Annotated in this window: 14 protein-coding genes; 6 read left to right on the forward strand and 8 right to left on the reverse strand. The window is 45.1% G+C overall.

What is annotated here, in order from left to right; genetic code table 11:
• The first annotated feature begins 117 nt into the window (after positions 1-117).
• Positions 118-4,104 carry a pullulanase-type alpha-1,6-glucosidase gene (gene pulA, locus WJM94_RS08450; protein ID WP_444493808.1) on the forward strand — a complete coding sequence of 1,329 codons (3,987 nt, stop codon included), beginning with the start codon at positions 118-120 and terminating at the stop codon, positions 4,102-4,104.
• A gap of 181 nt (positions 4,105-4,285) precedes the next feature.
• Here the strand turns inward: pulA and WJM94_RS08455 are convergent, their stop codons facing one another.
• From WJM94_RS08455 to WJM94_RS08470, 4 genes are all read right to left on the reverse strand, one after another.
• Positions 4,286-5,881 (reverse strand): alpha-amylase family glycosyl hydrolase, encoded by a 1,596-nt coding sequence (locus WJM94_RS08455; RefSeq protein ID WP_444493809.1) that lies wholly within the window; start codon positions 5,879-5,881, stop codon positions 4,286-4,288.
• Between the two features lie 88 nt (positions 5,882-5,969).
• On the reverse strand, positions 5,970-6,476 hold the full coding sequence (locus WJM94_RS08460) for a glycosidase (protein WP_444493810.1): 507 nt from the start codon (positions 6,474-6,476) through the stop codon (positions 5,970-5,972).
• A 308-nt stretch (positions 6,477-6,784) separates the two neighbouring features.
• Positions 6,785-7,594 carry a MalM family protein gene (locus WJM94_RS08465; protein WP_444493811.1) on the reverse strand — a complete coding sequence of 270 codons (810 nt, stop codon included), beginning with the start codon at positions 7,592-7,594 and terminating at the stop codon, positions 6,785-6,787.
• Positions 7,595-7,694: 100 nt separating this feature from the next.
• Positions 7,695-8,969 (reverse strand): maltoporin, encoded by a 1,275-nt coding sequence (locus WJM94_RS08470; RefSeq protein ID WP_444493812.1) that lies wholly within the window; start codon positions 8,967-8,969, stop codon positions 7,695-7,697.
• Between the two features lie 454 nt (positions 8,970-9,423).
• On the opposite strand from WJM94_RS08470, the gene glgX reads away from it, so the two are divergent.
• Positions 9,424-11,394: a glycogen debranching protein GlgX gene (glgX, locus tag WJM94_RS08475; protein WP_444493813.1), complete on the forward strand. Its 1,971-nt coding sequence runs from the start codon at positions 9,424-9,426 to the stop codon at positions 11,392-11,394.
• A gap of 134 nt (positions 11,395-11,528) precedes the next feature.
• Here glgX and WJM94_RS08480 read toward each other — a convergent pair whose 3' ends face one another.
• A complete protein-coding gene (locus tag WJM94_RS08480; RefSeq protein WP_444493814.1) occupies positions 11,529-12,515 on the reverse strand; it encodes a LacI family DNA-binding transcriptional regulator in 987 nt (328 codons plus the stop codon).
• A gap of 386 nt (positions 12,516-12,901) precedes the next feature.
• Here WJM94_RS08480 and WJM94_RS08485 point away from each other — a divergent pair, with 386 nt between their 5' ends.
• The 3 genes from WJM94_RS08485 to WJM94_RS08495 all read left to right on the forward strand — a co-directional run bounded on the left by WJM94_RS08485 (position 12,902) and on the right by WJM94_RS08495 (position 16,438).
• Entirely contained in the window at positions 12,902-14,341 is a 1,440-nt protein-coding gene (locus tag WJM94_RS08485) for a sucrose-specific PTS transporter subunit IIBC (protein ID WP_444493815.1), read from the forward strand.
• Positions 14,342-14,612: 271 nt separating this feature from the next.
• Positions 14,613-15,257 carry a recombinase family protein gene (locus WJM94_RS08490; RefSeq protein ID WP_444493816.1) on the forward strand — a complete coding sequence of 215 codons (645 nt, stop codon included), beginning with the start codon at positions 14,613-14,615 and terminating at the stop codon, positions 15,255-15,257.
• Entirely contained in the window at positions 15,254-16,438 is a 1,185-nt protein-coding gene (locus WJM94_RS08495; RefSeq protein ID WP_444493817.1) for a multidrug effflux MFS transporter, read from the forward strand. The genes WJM94_RS08490 and WJM94_RS08495 overlap by 4 nt, the downstream gene beginning before the upstream one ends.
• A gap of 60 nt (positions 16,439-16,498) precedes the next feature.
• On the opposite strand, the gene WJM94_RS08500 is transcribed toward WJM94_RS08495, so the two are convergent.
• The 3 genes from WJM94_RS08500 to WJM94_RS08510 form a co-directional block, all read right to left on the reverse strand.
• Positions 16,499-16,933 carry an EamA family transporter gene (locus tag WJM94_RS08500; RefSeq protein ID WP_444493818.1) on the reverse strand — a complete coding sequence of 145 codons (435 nt, stop codon included), beginning with the start codon at positions 16,931-16,933 and terminating at the stop codon, positions 16,499-16,501.
• A 93-nt stretch (positions 16,934-17,026) separates the two neighbouring features.
• Positions 17,027-19,057: a TonB-dependent receptor domain-containing protein gene (locus WJM94_RS08505; protein ID WP_444493819.1), complete on the reverse strand. Its 2,031-nt coding sequence runs from the start codon at positions 19,055-19,057 to the stop codon at positions 17,027-17,029.
• A 137-nt stretch (positions 19,058-19,194) separates the two neighbouring features.
• Complete coding sequence (locus tag WJM94_RS08510) at positions 19,195-20,133, reverse strand: LysR family transcriptional regulator (RefSeq protein ID WP_444493820.1); 939 nt, start codon at positions 20,131-20,133, stop codon at positions 19,195-19,197.
• A gap of 199 nt (positions 20,134-20,332) precedes the next feature.
• Here WJM94_RS08510 and WJM94_RS08515 point away from each other — a divergent pair, with 199 nt between their 5' ends.
• A complete protein-coding gene (locus WJM94_RS08515; RefSeq protein WP_444493821.1) occupies positions 20,333-21,253 on the forward strand; it encodes a siderophore ABC transporter substrate-binding protein in 921 nt (306 codons plus the stop codon).
• The last annotated feature ends 18 nt before the right edge of the window (positions 21,254-21,271 follow it).

Raw genomic sequence — 21,271 nt, forward strand, 5'->3', positions numbered from 1 at the left:
CTCTTTGAACATTTCCTTTCGGCATTTGCACCAAATAGGACGTGTTGTTCTTCTCGTTCTTGAGCCAGAAAACCGACGCGCTCTTTATATCAATTCAATAAAAATGGATTTGTAAACGTGGACAAAAAAACATTCAAATTATCAACAATTGCCAAAACCATACTGCCTTTGATTTCCGTCGTGGTGATCAGCGGTTGTGGCAGTGACAGTACCGACGACAATACCACCAGCCCAAGTTCAGGCCTGTACCCTGCGGGAGAGAATGAAGTTGTTGTTTATTATAAACGTGATGTTGCCTCTGCATCGTCAGCAAGCGACTACGATGGCTGGGGTCTGCACCTATGGAACGGTGAAGGCTGTACCAGTACCGATTTAGATGCCATGGGCATTACAAGTGGCGGTACAGATTGGTCATCGCCTCGCCCATTCGATGGCATCAGCGATACCTACGGCGCGTACTACGTGCTTAAAGTGGACCCTGACGCGTCTGACCCATACGAATGTATGAACTTCATCTTACACAATGGAGATGACAAAGCCTTCGGCAGTTCAAACTCTAAGGTTGAGCTGACTAAGATTGGCGAATCCAAAGGGGTATTTGGTTTTCACGGTAGTAGCGAACTTTACTATGAGCCAATCGAAGAGCGCCCAGTCGACGTCGACGGTCAAAAAGCACATTGGTTAGATGCAACCACGATCGCGTGGGAAGCAGCAGCAAACGCTGATTCAATGAAGCTTTACTACAGCCTGACCAACGACATCCAGATGGATGAAAACAAACAGATCACTGGCGGCACGGCGGTAGAGCTAAGCAAAGCAGGTGATCTGTCTGACGAATTGAAATCTCGCTTCCGTCACCTATCGAGTCTGCAAGCAGCGGGGATCGATGTAGATGACGCGACTCTACGCACCATTCTGAAATCACAAATCGTGGTGGTGGCTTATAATGCCGATGGTGATGTTATTTCTGCCACTGAAGTTCAAAAACCAGGTGTATTGGATGCTGTCTTTGCCGATGCAGATGCTGGTAACGCCATCGGCCAGGAGCTGGGCGCTATCGTAGAAGGCGGCGCAGCAACCTTTAAACTTTGGGCACCAACGGCTCAAGACGTTTCTTTGATTATCTACGATGAGAACCTGCAAGAAGAGTCCACCGTTACCATGACGGAAGATGCCGTCACTGGTATTTGGGTTTCAGAGCCACAAAGTAACGTAGTGAACAAATTCTACCGCTACCAAGTGAAGGTTTACCATCCAACAACGGGGGTGGTGGAAACACGTTTGGTAACCGACCCATACTCATTAAGCTTGTCTCTAAACTCACTTTACTCACAAGTTGTCGACCTTGACGATGCGAGCTTAATGCCACAAAACTGGGACAACTACGATCGCCCAACAGTTGAGAAAGATGAAGATCACGTATTGTACGAGTCACACCTTCGTGATTTCAGTTTCAACGACTCCAAAGGTACACCAGCGTACAACGGTAAATACCTGGCATTAACAGAAGCAGATCGTGAGTCTGTATCTCATCTTCAAGCGCTGAGAGACGCAGGTTTAACAACACTACACATTCTGCCTGCATTTGATATCGCAACTGTAGATGAAAATGCAGACAATCGCGTAGATATCAATGACACCGTCGGCAAACTGTGTGGCATTAAACCAGATGCAGCAATCTGTGAAAGTGAAGATGATGCGAAAATCATTGAGGATGTACTGAACGGCTACGATCCTTCAACCGATTCAGCACAGGCATTGATGAGCGATCTACGCGCTTTGGATAGCTTCAACTGGGGTTACGATCCATTCCATTACACCGTACCTGAAGGAAGCTACGCGACAAACCCGAACGGCTCTCAACGTATTCTTGAATTCCGTGAAATGGTTCAGGCAACACATAAGATGAACCTCAAGCTCATCATGGACGTGGTGTACAACCACACCAACGCATCAGGCACAAATGAGAAGTCAGTTCTGGACAAAATCGTACCGGGATACTACCACCGCCTAAACGTGAATACCGGTGGCGTAGAAAACTCGACCTGTTGTGATAACACTGCAACTGAAAACCTGATGATGGGTAAACTTATGGTTGACTCTCTGAAGGTGTGGGCTAAGGACTACAAAGTTGACGGTTTCCGCTTTGACTTGATGGGGCACCAGCCAAAAGATGTGATGGTTTACGCTTTGGATCAAATCCGTCAAATCGACCCTAACACGCTATTCTATGGCGAAGGCTGGGACTTTGGTGAAGTTGCCAACGACGCGCGATTTGATCAAGCGACTCAACTAAACATGGCTGGCACAGAGATTGGTACCTTCTCTGACCGTCTGCGTGATGCGGTTCGTGGCGGTGGTCCATTCGATGGTGGTGTCGATTCAGATGGTAAACACTCACTTCGCTACAATCAGGGTTTTGGTAACGCGGCATACGCTAACGAAGAAACCAAGACTGACACAGATTCAGTGAGTGGCCGTCTGCACAATCAAGACTTAGTTCGTTTGGGCATGGCTGGTAACTTAGCTGAGTATGTACTTCTGGATTACGCAGGTGAGACCAAGCTTGGTAAAAACATAGACTACAACGGTGCGCCTGCGGGCTACACTAAATTGCCTTCTGAGAACATCTCTTACGTTTCTAAGCACGATAACCAAACTCTTTGGGATAACAACGCATACAAGATCGCAACAAACACCAGCTCGGCTGAGCGTGCTCGTATGCAAAGCGTTTCGCTATCAACAGTGATGTTGGGGCAAGGTATTCCGTTCATCCACATGGGTTCTGAGCTACTTCGCTCTAAGTCAATGCAGCGCGACTCTTACGATTCTGGTGACTGGTTTAACCGAGTATTCTTTGATGGTAGTGACAACAACTGGAACGTAGGTTTGCCTCGCGAAGACAAAGACGGCGATAACTGGGATCTTATCAAAACTATCGTAAGTGACAGCACTGCGAAGCCTGACACGGCCGACATTGAGCTAACTAAACAGCAATTCCTCGAGTTACTGAAAATCCGTACTTCAAGCGAACTGTTCCGTCTGGATACCGCTCAGGAAGTCATGAACCGAGTCGACTTCCGCAACGTTGGTCAAAATCAAGTCGCTGGCTTGATAGTGATGTCTATCGATGACGGTGTGTCCGCAGGCCAAGATCTGGATCCAAACAACGACGCGATTGTAGCGGTGATTAACTCATCGTCTGAAGAACAATCGTTCACTGTAGCGGGTGCGAGCGGCTTTGTACTTCACACCATTCAGCAAAACTCTGCTGATGATGTCGTGAAAGGTGCGAGCTTCTCCGGAGAAACCTTCACAGTACCTGCACTAACGACAGCAGTATTTGTACAACCCCAAGCTGGCACACAAGGAACAGGCCTGCCTGTGAATACGTCGAACAAAGACGTATCAAGCATCCCTCCTTACGGTGAAACTGTTGTTTACGTGAAAGGTACAATGAACGGTTGGTCTGACAGCTCTGACTGGGCTATGACCTTCATCGGTAACGGCGTGTATTCTGTAACAGGCGTATTGGAAGCAGGAGACCACGAGTTCAAATTTGCGGACGCTGGTTGGTCGAATCCAAATATTGGTTGTAGCGTAGCTGACCTGGCAGGAGATTCACTTGACCTGGGAACGGGTGATAACTGTACGCTGACTGTGGCTGAAACTGGCAAATACAACTTCATCCTTAACGCACTTAACGTTCAAGATGAAAGTGTAGACAAACCTGTCGTTTCGGTAACGAAATCTGCAGATGCACCAACGTTTGGGGATACTGCACTTTACCTACGTGGTGACGTGACAGACGCAAGCTGGGGCGCTATCGAAAGTGCGAAATTCAGCTATGTCGCGAACAATGTCTACTCATTAGACATTAACCTGACTGCAGGCACATTCGATATGAAGATCGCAAGTTCAGATTGGGCAGATGCTACTAACTTCGGTGGTCAGGGCGCAATTGAGTTCGGTACGCCACTAACGATGGAAGTCGGTGGTTCAAGCGGTAACATCAGTATCACTGTACCAGCAGACGGAAGCTACAACTTCCACTTCAATGCAGCAGATACCTCAGCACCAATCGTAACAGTCACTCAAAACTAATTGATTGTTCGATACCAAAGGGGGAAGCAATTGCTTCCCCCTTTTTTGTATTTTGATAAGCCCAAATGACCCATTATTTATCGTGATTAGTATCCACTCGAGTAGAAAAATAAAAAGCCAAGTGGTGCCTTTCAGATTGGCAACACCACTTGGCTTAAAAGAGAAAAGAGTTCATACAATCTTATTGAGAGACAGTAAAGAACCGAGCTTGCAAAGGTGACATCAGGATTTGATACTGACCGTTACTTGAGATGATCGTCTCATTCGTCAGTAGATCCACAAGATCTTTATTACTGCCGACGGAGTCCTCGCTCAGTATTACAGTTCTCGCACTGTCTAACGTATTCAACGTAAACAACACCTGCTCTGAACCAGATGTTTTCAAGTCAACATAACTGCCATTGCTCGCCAGCACGTTTGTACGTGAACCTTGGGATAACGCTGGATGCGCAGCACGCATAGCCATCAAAGATTGCAAATAATCTTTAAGGTCAGCCTGATTAGCATCTAGGGTTGCAGTAATGCCTTCTACTTTGGCGCTGCTTCTGGCGACGTGGTCATCACACAGCCCCACCAAGGCACAAGTATTGGTGTCTTCTTTTACTGCAAAGCCATCCACTTGATCACCAATTTCATCACCATAATACAAGGTAATCGGACCGGTATAAGCCGCCTGAAACGCAAACGCTGCTTTGTGACGCAGCCAGTATTCCGCGTCATTCACATCGGCCAATCCACCTCGTTGTAGCAAGTCACCAAAGCGCACCAAATCGTGGTTTCCTATCATCAAATTTGGCTGTGCATGATTTGGATATTGCTGATGCGTAATGTAGCCATCATCTAACCAGTCGACGCCTCTGCCACCAATACCGCTTTCGTTTACCGCTAAGGTTTCCACAATACGGTAACGCATCGGGAAGTCAAAAGCGGAGCACAAGGCAGGATCAGAGTCTGTGCCGTAGGCTTCATCAGCAATATCTGACTCCCCCTTCCAGATTTCAGCCACCATGTAACCGAGAGGATGAACCAGTTTACCTTCACTGTTGGCGTAAGTCACATTCTGTGAGGCTTGATCCACTGCTTTACGGAGCTGTGTCCAGGCATCCGTCGGTACCTGATATGCCTGATCCAAACGCCAGCCGTCTATTTTCAGTTCATTTATCCAATAGGTTGCTACTTCTTTGTAAAAATCGAGGCTAGCTGGATAATCAACTGGGTTATTTGACCCCGATGGCAATAAGCCGGAAGGAGATGGCTTAATCAGCCCTGCTTTGTGGTGACCAAATACGCCATCAAAAAAGACATACAAACCTCGTTTATGTGCTTCATCCACCAGCGTTCTTGCCGTCTCTAAATCACCGAAGCGTGGATCAACGGTGAAGTAATCTGTGGCAAAGTAACCCGTTGCGTCCAAGCGATCAGCCCAGTCATCCTGACCATCAATGGCTTCAGACTCAAAGATGGGAGTCAACCAAATCGCATTCATACCTAAATCCTGAATGTAATCCAGTGAATCAATGATACCTTGCAAATCACCATTATGGTGACTCGTACCATATCCTGTGCCAAAGCCGATACTGCTATCACCATCGACAAAGCTCTCAACCATGATCTGGTAGGTACGAAGCTGATTACTCTGATCCAAAACACTGGTTTGGCAAGCATAACCAGTGTCAGGTAACTCAGTACTTCCACTCCCGCCACCGGATGAGTTACAACCTGATAATGCTCCCGCCACAGCAAACGCCAAGACGGACTTATATAAATACTTATTCATAAAGCTCTCCCAAAAAATTAGCCCCGACATGTATTCATGCAGGGGCTAATTAAATAAAACGCAAAACTAAAAATAACTTAATAGAAGATTACTGACATTTATTTACCATGACACTAAGCGGCTTACCTTCCCCTTCAAATTGAAGGCTCCACACATATTTCCCGTCTTCTTTAATATCAACGACCGTGTCTGTTCCGTAACCACCAAATGTTAATGGTGTTAATTCACCCACATTCATTCGATTACCTTTAGCCGTAAATTGTGGGAACCATAACTCAGTCGCGTATTGCATTTTGAATGAGCCCACTTTCTCTTGCGTTACTGCTTGGTAGAAGTTATTTCCTTTGTAAGAATATTGGCGTTGAGGGACATGTTTCCAATTTGAATCTGCAAACGTACCAACGACAAACAGAGGTTTTTTGATTGGGCCATTGTCTGCACTATCAGGGTTATCACATGCTTGCATGAACGCAATCACTTCCGCATCAGACATAGAATTAACGGGAGTTGCAGCCGCTTCTGGTTCAGACGTAGATTGGCAACCAACTAAGGCAACAAGTAAGGCAGCGGCAAGTGAAGTCTTCATCGTATTCATATTCAAATTATTCCTTTTTATTTGGTAAAGTTCATCAAGCGAGGAAGAAATAATATTAATCCGAGCTACATTGTAATTCTGAAAAAGTTATTTCAACTTTATCTTTCTGAGCTTGATTACTTGTGTAGAATTATTTCCCAATCATTGAGAAATCAGGTGAGGAACTGTATTTAATTATTGCTCTAAGCAATATTAAAGACAAAGAAATAAAAATAAATATGTGAAAAGGTTAACTATATGTAGGGGTATTTTTTAACCGTTTATATTCTATAAAAAAGGTCAGCATAATGCCGACCCTTTTTATTCGATTATTTGCTATTTACTGCTTTCACAAACACTTCTTGAGCACCTGTAATACCCAACTCTTTCGCTTCATCAAGTAGGGTTAAGGCTTTAGGAATATTTTCTTCTGCTACCGCTCGTTCAATTGCACGGTGGTAGTAACCGGTTAATTCTGCACCTTCAGGAATATTATCGTTTTTCGCCACGATTTTTGTCGTGATGATGTCATTTGCAGATACCGATAAACGGAACTGGCCTAGTGGGCTGTGCTTAGCAAGCGGATCAGCAATATCTGGCGGCTGAGTATGGCGAGCCTTAGCATAGGCTTTAGCCGGATGCAGGATCTGAGAACTTCCTTTTAGATCATCGGAAGTGGTATAAACCAATACATGAAGGTCTTTACCACTCATGTCAGGAATAACATTGAGATTAAGTACGAATTTGTCGTTATCCAACATTTTTGCTGGTACGTACTTAAACTTTGAGAAATCTGCTGAGTAAACCGTTTTTCCATCCGAGTTTATCACTAAGACATTTGGCGCATAAAATTGAAGATCGGTATTGACGAATGTCTCAAGTTGTAGATCGAGACTACCACGATTGCCGGGAAGAGCGAATGCAGCGATAGCGCCGGCACTGTTGCCATCTAGTAGCATTTGGCTTTTATCAGTCAAAGCAAAATCAGTAGTCACAGGTACATCTAACGGTACCCATTGAATTTCACCGGATTGAGTGATCACTTGTTGCTGATCATTTGACGTCATCTCTACTTGTTCTACAGACGCACAGCCAGACGCCAACATGCCCAGCAGTACGGGAGCAAGCCATTTTCTCATTACTGTCTACCTCGAATTTTTATTGTTTTTGAAATAAATACAGCCAGATAAATTCTGGCTGTATCATTCTAGGACAATTTAGGACTTAATGGTTAGATGATTACCACCAAGCTTCAGCTTGTACACCAAATTGGAATGAATCGTCTGAATTACCGCTATCAAACGTATTTGCGTTATCATCTCTATCAGCATTTAAGTAAGATGCGTATAGACGGATTTCCGGACGAGCCCAGAAGCTAGAACCAGCAGACCATGCTTGCGCTACAGTAATCTTGCTGAATTTGTTTTTATCACCGTCGTTATCATCAACAGCGTAACCTGCTTCGAAGATAGTCTTGTTGTTTTCATCCCATTTGAACACTGGGCGAGCAACTACAGAGAATGTTTCCCACTCGTCTTGACCATCCCACATGTCGTTACCAACACCGTATACTAATTGGTGACCAACTTCCCAGTTATCGCCCAGACCAATTACACCCCAGTTGATAAAGCGGTAACCGTCTGCACCGTCTTTAGCTTCTGCGCCGTACCAGCTACCGTCACCGTAGAATGCGAACGCTTTCGAGTAACCTTCAGTACCGTATTGGAATACTGTTTTGTTGAAACCAGAATCCAGACCTTGCGTTAATTCAGCCGTAAACATAACGCCATCATTCGCGTCTTTAGCTGCGCTTGAAGCACCGTCAGTTTCGTTCACGATTGCGTAGTCAAGACCCATTTCCAGAGTTGCATTTGACCATAGAGAAAGGCCCGCGTAACGTAAGTCTAGAGTATTAACGTTTGCAGAACCGTCGTTATTTGGATCAGCAATGTCACTACGATCGTTACGAACCCAGGCAAAAGAGAGTTTACCAGGGCCAGCTTCGATACCTTCGATACCAGCACCTGCACCTGAGATGTTCCAGTAGTAGAAGTCAGAGATATGAACATCGTGACGTTGGTAGAAGCGCTTACCTGCCCAAAGTGTCGCTTCAGGAGCGAAGTTTAGCAGACCTTTTGCTTGTACGTTGAACTGACGTAGAGCGAATTGCGCGTCATCAACACACTCAACTGCGTCGCCAGCATCGTTTAGGCCACAGTTAGTAGAAGTACTTTCCCAGTCGTTAGAGCCATTAGAAGTCATTGCAACCATAGAGTCTACATAGAACGTTTTGCCGTTGTTGTTGTAAACTTCTTGGCCAAGTTGTACTTCACCGTAGATATCGCCTTCGTTACCTAGACGACCAACTTTGTTCTTTTCGAACGTTACTTGTTGACCACCATCGGCGCTTACACCGACGCCAGCACGCATGTAACCATGAAAATCCACTGCGAATGCAGAGCCAGCAGCTAAAGAAGCAGCCACTGCTGCAGCAATTACACTTACTTTTTTCATTCTTAACTCCATTAAGGGTATTTATAATTCTGTCTTCCCTGCTCTCTCTCGGTGAATAAAGGCAGATAAAACGCACCAATAGAAAGAGAGGTAAGATGGGAACAAGTCCCCGTTTGTTTCAACAGTATCGAGACTACCCGAGGCGTAAAAGGATGACTTCCTCCGCCCCAAACTAAATTAGGGGGGATGAGAAGGGAGTAGAAAATATACCGAATGGCGTTTTATCTAGATATATCACGAAATTAGGGAGTAGAACGTAAATGTTTTCAATGGCGAATGGATACAAAACGATAAATAGATCAAACTTTAAACATAAAACCCATTATTTAAAGTAATTAAATTACATGAATATTTTATCTTCTTTTCTATTTAAAGCTGTTGACCTTAGTAAGACAAAGTTTTTAACTTATAGTTTCCTATAGGTAGCAATAAATAATTAATTAAAGAATCGCCGATGACGCAACTTCGATCCCATCCTTACCCATTGGGTGCAACAGTAAATAAAGAAGGCTGTAACTTCTCTATTCATGCGCCTGAGAATAAAGACATTAAGCTGGCCTTATTTTCGGATGAAGGTAAGTACACTCTCCACGACTTACCCGGAGAGTACGCGGGTATACGCCATACCTTCATCCCTGAGATAAAAGCAGGTCAAAAGTATGGTTATGTTGTCACCCATCAAGATGAAAAACTTCTCATCTCCGACCCTTACGCGAAATCCATAGACAAAGCGCTCCACTATCAGCCCCCTTTTACTCCAGCCAAAAGCTTTGATATGCCTAAGTGTGTCGTTATTGAGGACACCTTTGATTGGCAGGAAACGGATCACCCGCGTATTCCCAGAGAAGAGATGGTGCTGTTTGAAACCCATGTCAAAGGCCTCACTCAGTTACATCAAAACGTCGAAGCAAGTAAAAAAGGGCGTTATCTCGGACTGGCTTCTCCGGAAATGTTGACTTTTTATAAACAGCAGAACATTAACACGTTGCAATTGCTACCTGTCGCAGCGTGTATGCACGAACCTCATTTATTAGAGATGAAAAAGGTAAACTATTGGGGCTACAATCCGTATCTGTTTATGGTTCCGGATCCTCGCTATGCGAAAAAGGATGCGGTCACCGAACTGAAAACAACCATTCGTGAACTTCATAAACATGGTATCGAGGTGATTCTCGATGTGGTTTACAACCACACAGCAGAAAGTGGCGAAGGCCCGACAATTTTCAACCTCAAAGCCCTTGATTCACGTTTTTACATCAAGCATGGCACCCACTTTGCGAATTATACTGGCTGTGGCAATACCGTCGATCTGACATATCAGCCCGCTTTAAACTTAGTAATGGATACACTGCGCTACTGGGTCAGCGAGTTCAAAGTCGATGGATTCCGCTTCGATTTGGCCGCTACTCTTGGCCGCCAGGGTGATAATTACAACCCTGAAGCTGCGTTTTTTAAAGCCGTAGCGCAAGATCCGATTCTGCGAGAGACAAAATTGATCGCGGAGCCTTGGGATATAGGTCCAAATGGCTATCAGGTTGGTAATTTCCCATTTGGGTGGAATGAGTGTAACGACAAGCTTCGCGATATATCTCGGAGCTTCTGGCGTGGCGATCAAGGCTATTTAAAAGAGTTTGCAACCCGTCTGATGGGTTCTCGTGACATATACAGCGCAGCAAATTGGCCATACAAGTTGACCGTCAACTACATCACTTACCATGATGGTTTCACGCTACAGGATCTGGTTTCCTACAAACAAAAGCACAATGAAGCAAATGGTGAAGAAAACCGCGATGGACACGGTGACAACCGCTCAGAAAACTACGGTGTAGAAGGCGAGACGGAAAACCTGATGATCATCGCGACTCGCGAGAAGCAAAAACGCAACCTCATCGCGAGTTTGCTATTTGCCTTTGGTATTCCTCACATCCTGACTGCAGACGTGTTGTCTCATACTCAGGGTGGCAACAATAATGCCTACTGTCAGGACAACGAAACCAGTTGGCTTAACTGGAGTCAGACGGAACGTAAGCAACATTTCAAAATATGGATGTCGCAAATGGTAGCCAACCGTAAAAAATACATGGTGCCATTTATTCGCTCGTTCAGTGGCGATAATCGACATAATAACCGCATTTTCTGGCGTAGAACCGATGGACGCTTAATGGAGCACGATGACTGGAACCGTTTGAGCTCAGTGGCACTTCATCTCGGGATTGGTAAAGACGATCAAGAGTTGGTGTATTTAATCAACCAGACCAATGCCACTGCTCGCTTTAAGTTACCAAACGATCGCAAACAGAACTGGATAACGATTTGCGATACCAACGTGCGCAACTTAAATCCAGGTCATGCCGAAGGCGAAGTTCTGCTTTCACCGACTTCTATGGCGATATTGCATTATCAACCTAAGCAGAAGTCGAAATAAACTGTATTTAGGATAAGCCAACATCCCAGTCTACAGAGACAAAAGCCGATGCATATTATGGCATCGGCTTTTATTTAAAACATTACGGGAACGTTCCCTATGATTAAATGCGCTTAAGAAAAATAAAATGGCCTTTAGCAGGTTTCACGCTCAATATTTTGGAAGGTCAGCACCACTTTGCTCATTTCCTCTCCACGACCTTCTATCCGTTCAAGTAACATTTTAGCTGCATTTTCCCCTGCTTTATCAAAAGCATAATTGAATGTAGACAAGCTAGGAATGCTGATACCTGCCAGTTCATCATTGCCGACACCCAGCACACGGACTTGCTCCCCGACCTTAATCCCAATTTCGCGCAGAGCCTTAACCGCACCAACGGCAATACGGTCGGTCGCACAAAACAGACCATCGACATCCGGATAAGTCTTTATTAACTCCTGCGCTTGTTGATAACCCGACTCAATAGTGAAATCCCCACGCGCATGGAATAGCAACGCTTGTTGATGGAAGTCTAGAGCCTGCTTCAGCCCTTGGGAGCGCAGTGTGTCAACCGCAATATCTGCACCTTGAACACCTATAAAACCTATACGTTTACAACCTGCGGCAATCAGGCGATTGCCCGCTTCGAACCCCACACGGACATCATCATGAACGACGCTTGGTACATCGTGTAGCGAACCATCCTGCCCTACCAGCACAACAGGCACATTAGATTGCTGTATGGCTTTAATCAATTGCGCATCAAGGTGGGTCGCATAGAGAATGATACCTTCGACTCGTTTTTGATTAAATATTTGAATGTACTCAACTTCCTTCTCATAGAGCTGGTGTGTATTGGCCAGTAATACGTGCTTTCCTGACTGTTCAATAACCGCCGTCAGACCATCAACGCCTTGAGAAATAGCATGAGATGAAACGCGAGGAACGATCACGCCAATTAAGTTGGTCTTTTGTGACTTAAGGTCTTTCGCAACTTGGTTCACTACGTAGCCACACTCTTCCACGGCTTTACGAACTTTGACTTTTGTTGCTTCTTTTACCCCGTACTCATTGTTAATCACGCGAGATACGGTGGATTTAGATACCCCGGCCAAACGCGCGACGTCGTGCAAACTTGCCATATTGCCCCTATTCCAATTCTTTATTGGGATTGTTTGCAGAAATCTATCTGTATCCCTAGTTAGTTAACGTGATTTTACCCTCGTTAAGCAGAATTTTGTCGACCAATATGGGGATCCCACTCACATATTTTAGTCTTATGTTTTGACCGCCAGTGAATAATCATCAAAAATCCATTTTGCAAACGTTCCCAAAAATACAAAAACGATAAGTCAGGTGTTGATATGTACTCAGACCACAAACTATGAAAGGGATGAGTAATATTAAGCCAAGTAAGCCACGAAAGTGGGCGTTAGAGCAGCAGAATCTTTCACAATGATCATGCTGACCTATTGGCGATAGCACTTGTGTACATTTTAAATTTCAGCAATACCAATCGGGGTGTGCAATGAACTATCCAGTCATAGCGAAACAACTACTCGAGCATTTAGGCGGTAAAGAGAATATTCAAGCCCTAGCTCACTGTGCTACGCGCTTGCGCCTAGCGCTAAAAGATGAAGCAAAAGTCAACGAAGAAGCTGTCGGTAACTTAGATGGCGTAAAAGGCCAGTTCAAAGTGGCAGGCCAATACCAAATTATTTTCGGCTCAGGCATCGTAAACCAAGTCTACGCTGAGATGGCAAAGCAAACCGGCTTAGCTGAGATGTCGACTAATGATGTTGCTTCTGCTGGGGCACAAAAACAAAACATCGTACAACGCGCAGTAAAAGGCTTATCGGACATTTTCGTCCCAATCATTCCAGCGATCGTTGCGGGCGGCCTTCTGATGGGGCTTTTCAATCTGCTTACCGCGCAAGGTCTGTTTATTGAAGGCCAGTCAATCATAGACGCGTATCCAGGCTTGGCTGATCTAGCGAGCATGATCAACACATTCGCCAATGCACCTTTTGTTTACTTACCCGTTTTACTGGCGTTCTCTGCTTCAAGGAAATTTGGTGGTAACCCATTCTTGGGAGCTGCACTGGGTATGCTGATGGTTCACCCAGACTTACTGAATGGCTGGGGCTTCGGCAGCGCATCTGTTTCGGGAACGGTTCCAACATGGAACATTATGGGCTTGGAGATCCAAAAGGTAGGCTACCAAGGCTCAGTGCTTCCAGTTCTAGTGTCAGCATTTATTCTGGCAAAAGTAGAACTCGGTCTGCGTAAGATTATTCCTTCAGTCTTAGACAACTTGCTGACGCCGATGCTGGCGATCTTCATCACCGGTTTCGTGACTTTCACGCTTGTGGGTCCTTTTACTCGAGACCTTGGCTTTATGCTGGGCGACGGACTGAACTGGCTATACGATTCTGCTGGTTTTATCGGTGGCGCACTATTTGGTTTTATCTATGCTCCATTTGTTATCACAGGCATGCACCACAGCTTTATCGCGATTGAAACTCAGCTTCTGGCAGACATCGCAACAACTGGTGGCACATTTATCTTTCCTATCGCAGCCATGTCGAACGTAGCGCAAGGTGCAGCAGCATTAGCGGTAGGCTTCACAACTCGTGACACAAAAATGAAGGGCATCGCAGTACCATCAGGTATCACAGGACTTCTAGGTATTACTGAGCCAGCGATGTTCGGTGTAAACCTCAAGCTGCGTTATCCATTCCTGGCAGCCATCGCAGGCTCAGCAATCGCAAGTGCATTCATCACCCTATTCAATGTGAAAGCGCAAGCGCTTGGTGCGGCTGGCTTACCTGGCATCATCTCAATCTCGCCAGACAAAATTAGCTACTACATTATCGGCATGATTATTTCTTTCGTAAGCGCATTTGCCCTGACAGTCGTACTGGGTGTGCGCGAGAAAGCAAAGCAAGGTAAACAAGCAACCGCATAACCAGTTTTAGCTCCTTGTGGTAACCACTTACTTATCTTAGTTTTTCGTGTTCGGTAGAGTAGAAGAACCGAGCTGAAAGAATAGATAAGTCCCCCCCCCCCTGCCTTAATACCTGAGCAGTAAGCCAGTCAGAATGTTTCTGACTGGCTTTTTTTATTTCTACTGCTGACTTCCTTTCCACTAGCTCATTTGGTGTTGAAAGCATTAATGAACCCATGTATATTTATGAGCTATTACTTTATATGAGCCATATTTTACGAGGCAAATGACCATGGCAACCTACCTCTATTCGCGTTATTCACCTCGGAACCGAGCCTACAGTGAAAACCTCAAGATATTAAAAGCAGCCGCTCCCGAAGCGAAACATTTTGAAGATCGACTACGAGGCTGTGTTCCACCAGCAGAACGCCAAGCATTCCAGCAATTAATTAACGCCATTCAGCCCGGCGACACTGTCATAATCTGGTGGCTTACCACCTTTGGACGTGATTTTAATCAGTCACTTAACACGATAAAGCAACTGCTTGATAAGAAAGTGACGCTTAAAACGGTGTGCGAACCTATGTGTTTTGAGCCGGACTCTGTCGAAGCTCAAACCTTGCTAACCTTGCTTTCAGGATATGGGAAAGTGCAAACCCAACATCGCTTGTTCGCGGCAGAGCAAGGTCGTCGAGCGCTCAAAGGTCAACCTGATGTATGGAAACAGAAGTTTCGTGGCAGACCTGCTGATAAAGCCAAACATCAGCAAATAGCCACATTATTGCTTGAAGGGAACACGCTACAAAATGTTGCGGAGGAGTGCGAGGTTAGCCTATCAACCGTAAAACGTATCAAGGCAAAATTGAATGACTTTGATGACGAAGGTGGATTAAGAACACGTGGTAAGACGGGGCTTTCCGATGGTGAACCGTCATGAAGCAAGGGATTCATTTTCGTGCCATTCTCATCGCCTGCCTGATCATCAGTGTCGGCCAGCTAAGTATGGGCTTAGTTATGCCTTCCCTTCCTTGGATCGCAAAAGACTTCTCTATTTCACTTGATGAAGCTCAGCTATTAGTGAGTATTTACTTACTTGGATTTGGCCCGTCACAATTCATTTACGGTCCTGTATCCGATGCATTAGGGCGTAAAAAAGTGCTCTTGACTGGCTTACTAATAGCGATGTCAGGCTTAGTTATGATCATCCTTGCAAGCGACACATTTGCAGGTATGGTCATGGGCCGTTTTCTACAAGGGTTGGGAACGGGTTGCTGTGCGGTATTGGCACGCGCTTCTACCCGAGATCGCTTTAGCGGTAGTGAACTTCCGGTTGCCTTGTCTTACATCGCAATGGCTGCTTCTATTACGCCTTTGATGGCGCCAGTAATTGGCGGTTTTATTAACTTCCACTTTGGCTGGTCCATGGTGTTTATTTCACTGCTGGGTTACGTATCAGTTGCGTGGGTCATTATCGCTTTCCGCTTTACAGAAACGATACCGAATCGCTCTTCGATACCATCACCAAAAACGATGTTGCGCCAATACCGCAACTTACTCTCGACACGTTACTTTATGAGTTTTGCCAGCATCAGTTGGATGAATTTTAGCTTGATGATCACCACCGTTTCGGTAATGCCATTTATTATGCAGAACCAAATCGGCATGACTTCTGATGAATACGCGATGTGGGCGCTAATCCCTGCCCTCGGAATGTTAGGTGGTACAACGATTTGTAATCGGGCCAGACCCATCATTGGCAATAAGAAGATGCTGCTCTGTACCCCAGTGCTACATATCAGCGCTGCAATTTGGTTGTTTTTCTGCCCTATAGAGCCTTTGTACCTGATGCTGGGCCAACTGCTGATGATTTTGGGTAATGGTATTGCGCTACCCTGCGCACAAGCTTTGGTAATGCAACCCTATAAGAAGCAAGCAGGTTCGGCCGCCGCAATGTCTGGTGGAGGTCAGATGATTACGTCTTCTCTTGTCAGCTTGACGCTGGTGCAGTTAGGTTTGAGTCAAGCCTGGCATCTTTCCATTGTCATAGCCCTGTTTTCTGCAATCACGTTAGCCAACATACTGCGTGGTTTTAACGCCCCACTTCCTGAAGAACAGTAATAAACGAAAAGCATCGCAGTGCCTGACGAATCCACTCTGAAGTGGATTCGTTTTGATAGTTTAAGAATTTTTCAGACTGACCAAAATCACACCAACAGCGATTAACCCAATCCCCATCCAGTTAATCATACTTAGCTTTTCACCCAGCAGCACCACTCCAAATATGGCCACCAGCACCACACTGAGTTTATCAATTGGCGCCACTTGGGAGGCTTGCCCTAGAGACATCGCGCGAAAATAGCAAAGCCATGATGCACCGGTGGCTAAACCGGACAAGACTAAAAATACAAAGCCTTTAGTAGAAATATCACTAAGCGCACTAAACTGCTTAGTCGAATAGGCGATCAGACTGACCAAAACGAGAATCACGCACGTCCGAATAAAGGTCGCCAAATCTGAGTTAATGTTCGCGACACCTAGCTTTGTCAGTACTGCGGTGAGTGCCGCAAAAACCGCAGACAATAGCGCCCAAAACAGCCAAGATGTTTGTAGCATTCCCTTTCCCCTTTCATTACTTAAGTACAATAGCTAAAAAGAAAAAGGCGTTACAGTTGTGCTGTAACGCCTTTATTAATTGGTTAGATTCGACTAAAAGTTTGCTGTCATACCTACATAGTAAGTACGCGGAGCTTCAACATAACCAATATCTTCAAGCGCTTTAGATACGCTCTCATCTGTCAGGTTGGTAATACCCGCACGAACTCGAAGTGAGTCATTCACCTGATATACCGTACCCAAATCTAAAGTCGTGTAAGCGTCTTGAGTCAACTCAGAATCAATTTTACGCTCACCACGGTAACGAACACTCGCAAACAGATCGAGATCTTTGGTTGGATACCAGTTCAGGCGAGCGAATGCCGAGTGCTTGTAGCGCTCATTGAGTTCTTCACCTGTCGATTTATCTTCTGTATCTAAGTAAGTGTAGTTACCTGACATTGCCCATTGCTCAGAAAGTTGAACGCTACCAGACATTTCTACGCCCTGGATAACCGCTTTCGATACGTTGGTGTAGGATTTGTATGGATTCGATATATCACGATCAATCGCGTTTCCATCTTCATCAATACAGCTCATAACAGAGCTTGACCAAGACCCTGTTTCACAGAAGACATCGGATTGTTCGATCAGGTTATCAACCTCATTGCGGAATAGCGCCGTTTCAATATTCCAGTTCCGAGCACTATACAGCGCAGAAAGTTCGTAGTTAATACTGGTTTCCGCGTCAAGGTCTTCGTTACCTACAATATCACAGTTGCCTTTACAGCTAATCAACTTAAAGTCTGGGTTATTTTGTGTCATAGTTGGCGCTTTAAACGCTTTGCCTACGCCACCTTTTAATACTAGGGAATCTGTCGTTTGGTGCACCAGGTAAATACGTGGGCTGAATTCTTCACCATATTGTTCATGTTTATCAAAACGGCCGCCAATGGTTGCGGTTAAGGTGTCTGTCACTTCCCACTGATCTTGAGCAAAAAACGCACCTTGGTAGGCTTCCGCTTTGTTACCCACTATGTTTTCTGGGTTAGTCAGTTCGCTGTTCTGGTAATCCATACCAAACGTGAGCGTATGACTTTCACCCAAGTAAGTCGTTGCCGACGCTTCAACTATTTGCGTCAGTTCTTCAATGGAGTCCGCCCCATCATTGGCAGCTTCTACGTTTTCCACATTCTCACGAGAGTATCGTACTTGAGTATCCCCCCAAGACCATAATCCAGAGTGTGAAATTGCCTGACTGTCACGTTTCACTCGCGAATTAGAAGTAAGTATCGTCGTTGCACTTTCAGCAACCGTATCACGCTCGTCATCACTGTACCCTAAGTCCAAATCGATAAACTGATTTTCCGATAAGTGCCATGACAAGGTACCAAACATCGACAACGTGTCACGCCCCTCTAACGCTGTAATTTCCGAACGGTCGTAATCAACGCCCCTTACCGTTTTAGTACCTGAGTAAGGTTGCCATGCGTCACGACTGGTTTGCGAAACAGAGAATCGTGCAAATAAGGTGTCATCAATCAACGCACCTGACGTTGTCAATCCAACGCTGTACTTCTGGCCGCCATTACTATCATTTGGTGTGGCGTTATCCAAACTAAGCTGAGAGCTCCAGTCATTTTCTGGGGACTTAGTAATGATGTTTATCGTACCGCCCATACCGTCAGAACCGTAAAGCGCCGACATAGGACCACGGATAATTTCGACACGTTCAATCGAATCCATAGGGATTGCAGAAAGGTCGAAATCGTTACCACGAACGATCGCACTTGCTGAGCTCATACGACGGCCATTCACCATAATGAGGGTGTACTTTGAATCCATACCACGGATAGAAATCTGCTGACGTCCCGCACGTGTGCTGTCGTAATCAGCCTCCACGCTGGTTTGGTTGGCAACGATATCTGCCAATGTAATACCTGGGTCATTCGCGATATCTTCTGCTGTAATGACAGACATCGACGCAGGTGCGTTTTTCAGCTCCAATTGAGTACGTGTTGCCGTTACAACCATCTGTTCATCGACATCGGTTGGTGCAGTAGTATCAGCCAATACTGAAAATGAAGTGGATAGTGCAACCGCCACTGCTAATGGTTTCGGTGCGAACAGAATCGTCTTAGACATATTAAAACCTGTTATTCTTATTGAAATTTATAATGATAATGGTTCGCATTAAATATGTTTTATTTACCTAAGACAAGTTCCCCTATATCCAGCCAATAAATTACCACTATGCAATTTATGAATAATGGAACATTTAATCATTCACCTTCAATTGAGCCATATATTTCTTTGAATAACGACTTAACCCAAATGCACATCGGATCGTTATGATATCGTTTATGCCAATACAAATAGACCGATTCGCTATCGAGACGAATTTCCTCCGGGACCGTTTTGGTCACCAGTCTACGCCCAAGACAGGCTCCTTCTGCAAATGGTGTTGGTAAATGAAAAATCACGTCCGTTTCCTCGGCGATTGTTGGTGCAACATTAAAATTTGAAAGCTGCAGTGGGATAGATAGTGGCCGGTTCTTATCCACTACCCCAAGCTCGGCAAATCGGTGATTAATCGATAACGTTTTTCCGCCTTGCAGAGAAATCTGGCCAAAGTTACATTCCAGTAGCATGTCTATGGTCAACTCTTCGACATTCGCCAAAGGATGATTTTCACTCATAAGGAATCGATAGTCGCGGCTGGCAATTTTCATTCGATACAGATTTTGCTCCGAGCTTGGTGGCGACGCAGTGGAGAGCACGAAATGCACGTCACCGGTAATCAGAGCATCGAAGTGCCTTTTAGGGATAGAGTCTACGTCGACAATCATATTGGGCGCTTCTTCCCTGATGCGCGAAATCACGCTTGGAAGCAGCATGATGACCTGTGGTACCAAACCGTAGAAGCGTATCGTACCCTTGCTCTTTTCCGGTACAAAAGACTGGCCATACATCAGCTTTTCTAATCCAGTCAGTACCGTGTTCAAATCTTGTTTGATCACCTCTGCTTTTGGTGTCAGTTCATAACCGTGGGCCGTTCTTACCAGAAGTTCATCGTTGAACAAATTTCTGAGCTTTTGTAAAGAGCGACTCACAGATGGTTGACTCATATTTAGCAAAATTGCGGTATTAGATACATGCTTCTCCTCAAGTAAGTTCTTGAGAATAAATAATAAGTTTAAGTCGACCTGAGCTAAATTCACTTTTTGAATACCCACTATTCTTATAATACTGTTGCTGCATATAGACTATCTGCTAACGTATCTGCAATCAATAATCATTCTTATTTGTTTTTAAGAAAATTTAGTAACATAGCTTTTCAGCTTACCTTGCGGTCCGTTTTTATGGTTTAGTCGCTTTTTCAGGTAGCCCGCTGATTATGCGCACCTTTTGGAAATCATTATGTTTGGTAAAACTTCTCTTCGTATAGCAACAGGGACTTTGCTACTTGCATTGGCGCCTATGGGGGCAATCGCAAAAACCTACCAACACAGCTTGGGCTCGGTAGAAATTAATGAAGTACCGAAACGTGTAGTCGTGCTGGGCTACGGTAGTCTGGATTATATCGATGCTCTTGGAATCACGCCTGTTGGTGTGCCAAAGACACTGCTTCCAGCAACGTTGGAAAAATATAAAGCCGATTCTGTGGCGAATACCGGAAGCGTAAAAGAAGTGAATTTCGAGACATTATTTACGCTCAAGCCTGATCTCATCATCGCAGAAGCGCGAATGGCAGATAGCTACAAAGATCTCAAGGACATCGCACCAACTTACATGTTCGAAATCGATAACACAGACTACTGGAAAACCACCCAAAAGCACTGGCGTAATCTTGGCGATATTTTCAATAAAGAACAGCAAGCTGAGAAGCTAATTACCGATGTTCAAGACCAGATCGATCATCTTCACGCAAAAGTGGCCGCTCACCCACCGCGCGCTTTGACGGTTTCTAACAGCGGCAACAACCTGGCAATGTTCGGTGAGAACAGCCGATTCTCATTTATTTATGATGAAGCCGGTTTTAAAACATCAAAATCAGACAACGTGAAATCCGTGGCCGGTAAACACGGCAACCTGATTTCGTTTGAATACATTGCAGACGCACAACCAGAAGTACTGTTGGTCCTAGACCGCGAGCAAGCGATCGGCCAAAGTAACGGTAAAGCAAAGGCACTGTTTGATAATGAACTCGTGAAATCTACACCAGCCGCGAGAAATGGGCGTGTCATGTTTATTGATCCAGCAGCCTGGTACTTAACTGCAGGTGGCTACCATTCAACCCAAACCATGATTAAAGAGCTTAATCAAGTCGTTGTTAACTAAGCAATCTCCCTTTAATCA

Origin of the sequence: Vibrio sp. YIC-376 (genome assembly GCF_052353105.1) — a bacterium.
In the GTDB taxonomy this organism is placed as follows: domain Bacteria; phylum Pseudomonadota; class Gammaproteobacteria; order Enterobacterales; family Vibrionaceae; genus Vibrio.

Excerpts from the sequence above, each read along its gene's own strand:
- WJM94_RS08455 (WP_444493809.1), bottom strand. The coding sequence starts at position 5,881 with ATGAATAAGTATTTATATAAGTCCGTCTTGGCGTTTGCTGTGGCGGGA.
- WJM94_RS08460 (WP_444493810.1), bottom strand. The coding sequence starts at position 6,476 with ATGAATACGATGAAGACTTCACTTGCCGCTGCCTTACTTGTTGCCTTA.
- WJM94_RS08465 (WP_444493811.1), bottom strand. The coding sequence starts at position 7,594 with ATGAGAAAATGGCTTGCTCCCGTACTGCTGGGCATGTTGGCGTCTGGC.
- WJM94_RS08470 (WP_444493812.1), bottom strand. The coding sequence starts at position 8,969 with ATGAAAAAAGTAAGTGTAATTGCTGCAGCAGTGGCTGCTTCTTTAGCT.
- glgX (WP_444493813.1), top strand. The coding sequence starts at position 9,424 with ATGACGCAACTTCGATCCCATCCTTACCCATTGGGTGCAACAGTAAAT.
- WJM94_RS08480 (WP_444493814.1), bottom strand. The coding sequence starts at position 12,515 with ATGGCAAGTTTGCACGACGTCGCGCGTTTGGCCGGGGTATCTAAATCC.
- WJM94_RS08485 (WP_444493815.1), top strand. The coding sequence starts at position 12,902 with ATGAACTATCCAGTCATAGCGAAACAACTACTCGAGCATTTAGGCGGT.
- WJM94_RS08490 (WP_444493816.1), top strand. The coding sequence starts at position 14,613 with ATGGCAACCTACCTCTATTCGCGTTATTCACCTCGGAACCGAGCCTAC.
- WJM94_RS08495 (WP_444493817.1), top strand. The coding sequence starts at position 15,254 with ATGAAGCAAGGGATTCATTTTCGTGCCATTCTCATCGCCTGCCTGATC.
- WJM94_RS08500 (WP_444493818.1), bottom strand. The coding sequence starts at position 16,933 with ATGCTACAAACATCTTGGCTGTTTTGGGCGCTATTGTCTGCGGTTTTT.
- WJM94_RS08505 (WP_444493819.1), bottom strand. The coding sequence starts at position 19,057 with ATGTCTAAGACGATTCTGTTCGCACCGAAACCATTAGCAGTGGCGGTT.
- WJM94_RS08515 (WP_444493821.1), top strand. The coding sequence starts at position 20,333 with ATGTTTGGTAAAACTTCTCTTCGTATAGCAACAGGGACTTTGCTACTT.